This window comes from Sphingobium limneticum (assembly GCF_008710165.1).
Lineage (GTDB): Bacteria > Pseudomonadota > Alphaproteobacteria > Sphingomonadales > Sphingomonadaceae > Sphingobium > Sphingobium limneticum.
Map to the genome: position 1 here is coordinate 1 of NZ_VYQA01000060.1, position 2,519 is coordinate 2,519.

1 protein-coding gene and 1 pseudogene are annotated in these 2,519 nt (G+C 60.9%); one reads left to right on the forward strand and one right to left on the reverse strand.

Annotation, left to right across the window (positions count from 1 at the left end; translation table 11 throughout):
* Positions 1–139: 139 nt before the first annotated feature.
* A pseudogene (locus F4U95_RS24475) lies at positions 140–978 on the reverse strand (IS3 family transposase); the annotation flags it as partial.
* Positions 979–1,307: 329 nt separating this feature from the next.
* Here F4U95_RS24475 and F4U95_RS24480 point away from each other — a divergent pair.
* A protein-coding gene (locus tag F4U95_RS24480; RefSeq protein WP_120252842.1) for an IS3-like element ISSpma1 family transposase occupies positions 1,308–2,485 on the forward strand; the annotation gives its coding sequence in 2 pieces (ribosomal slippage) (positions 1,308–1,572 and positions 1,572–2,485; 1,179 coding nt in all).
* Positions 2,486–2,519: the final 34 nt, after the last annotated feature.

The window sequence follows — 2,519 nt, forward strand, 5'->3', positions numbered from 1 at the left end:
CTGGATCCTGTGTTTGCTATGGCAGGGAGCGATCCCGTTGACGGTGGAAGCCATCTGGCTCAGAATGCATGCCTCGCCGCTCAATGCCGGCGCATAGAGATCTGTTGACCAAATCTCGCTTTCCTTCGTGACCCAGGACGTTATCGGATCGTATATGCGCTGGTGGCCCACGCGAGATGAACAGGTCAGCCAGCGCCGCCAGCACATCCTCGTGTTTGAGCTGCCGGGCAACGATGAGTGCCAGGCATTCCCTGCTGGCCTCGTCGATGATCGTCAGAATCCGGAACTTGCGGCCATCGTGCGTGCGCCCTTCGACGAAGTCGTAGGCCCACACATGCCCGGGATACTCAGGCCGCAAGCGGATACATGATCCGTCGTTGAGCCACAGGCGTCCCCGTTTGGGCTGACGCAGCGGGACCTTCAGTCCTTCGCGTCGCCATATCCGCTCGACCCGTTTGTGGTTCACCGTCCACCCCGCATGGCATAGCAACGCCGTCACTCGGCGGTAGCCATAGCGGCCATATTGCTTCGCCAGCGCGACGATGTCCTCCGTGAGCGCCTGTTCGTCATCTGCCCCACGCGGCACCTTGCGCTGTGTCGATCGATGCTGCCCCAGCACCCGGCATATCCGTCGCTCGGACACCCGGATCGGCAAATCTCGTCGCAACTGATCGATGCAGCGCCGCCGCCGCGCGGGGCTCAGAAGTTTCCCTTGGCAGCTTCCTGCAAGATCAGCTTGTCCAACGTCAGATCCGAAATCGCCCGGCGTAGCCGCTGGTTCTCTTTCTCCAGATCCTTCATCCGCCTCGCCTGGTCGGTCTTCAGGCCACCATATTCCTTGCGCCAGCGATAGTATGTCTGCTCGCTGACTGCGATCCGGCGGCACGCCTCTGCTGTCGAGGCTCCCTGCGCCAGAACAATCTCAACTTCACGCAGCTTGCCGATAATTTCTTCCGGCTTGTGCTTCTTGCTCGGCATTCATCGTCCCTTTCGTGGTCCAAACTATCATAGTCTCTGGGCCACTCAGCGGGGGGCAGATCATGCTTTGGGTGTCAAATTCATGATCAGCATATATAACGAATAATAGACCAGTCGTCTATATGGCTATGGCGTCACCACCTACGCGGGCTCATCGGCATAGCCAATGGGAGGCATACATGAGCAACGTCGGGCGGCTCGCCGACAATATCGGCAACTTCAGCGCTGGCCGGCGCGGAGCGCCCCTGCGTGGCGCAGCGATGCTTTGATCTGCCCCCCGCTGAGTGGCCCAGAGACTATGATAGTCTGGACCATGAAAGGGACATTGAATGCCGAGCAAGAAGCACAAGCCGGAAGAGATCATCGGCAAGCTGCGTGAAGTTGAGATTGTGCTGGCGCAGGGAGCGAGCACGGCTGAAGCCTGCCGCCGGATCGCGGTCAGCGAGCAGACCTATTATCGGTGGCGCAAGGAGTATGGCGGCCTGAAGACCGACCAGGCGCGGCGGATGAAGGATCTGGAGAAGGAGAACCAGCGGCTGCGCCGGGCGATCTCGGACCTGACCCTGGACAAGCTGATCTTGCAGGAGGCTGCACGGGGAAACTTCTGAGCCCCGCGCGGCGGCGGCGCTGCATCGATCAGGTACGACGGGATCTGCCAGTCCGGGTATCCGAGCGACGGATATGCCGGGTGCTGGGTCAGCATCGATCGACGCAGCGCAAGATGCCGCGCGGGGCGGATGACGAACAGGCACTGACCGAGGATATCATTGCATTGGCGAAGCAATATGGTCGTTACGGCTACCGCCGGGTCACGGCGTTGCTGTGCCATGCGGGATGGACGGTGAACCATAAACGTGTCGAGCGGATATGGCGGCGTGAAGGACTGAAAGTCCCGCAGCGCCAGCCAAAGCGCGGGCGTCTATGGCTCAATGACGGATCGTGCATCCGGCTACGCCCCGAATATCCGGGGCATGTCTGGGCCTACGATTTCGTCGAGGGGCGGACGCATGACGGTCGCAAGTTCCGCATCCTCACGATCATCGACGAGGCCAGCAGGGAATGCCTGGCGCTCATCGTTGCACGGCAGCTCAAGCATGAGGATGTTCTGGCGGCCCTGGCCGACCTGTTCATCTCGCGTGGGCCGCCAGCGCATATACGATCCGATAATGGTAGCGAGTTTATCGCGACCGCCGTCCAGAAATGGCTGGGGCAGATCGGCGTAAAGACCCTCTACATCGCGCCGGGATCACCATGGGAAAATGGATATAACGAAAGCTTCAACGGGTCGCTTCGCGACGAACTGCTCAATGGCGAGATCTTCTACAGCCTCGCCGAGGCCAAGGTGCTGATCGAGGCATGGCGGCGGCATTACAACACCGTCCGCCCGCATAGCAGCCTGGGCTACCGGCCACCGGCACCGGAAACGGCGACACCGCCATATCCGGCCTCCGGTTCCGCTTCGCTCCACCTCCGTCCGGATATGGCGGCGATGCGCTTAATGCACTAACAAACCAATCGGTCCACTCGGTGGGGGCAGACCA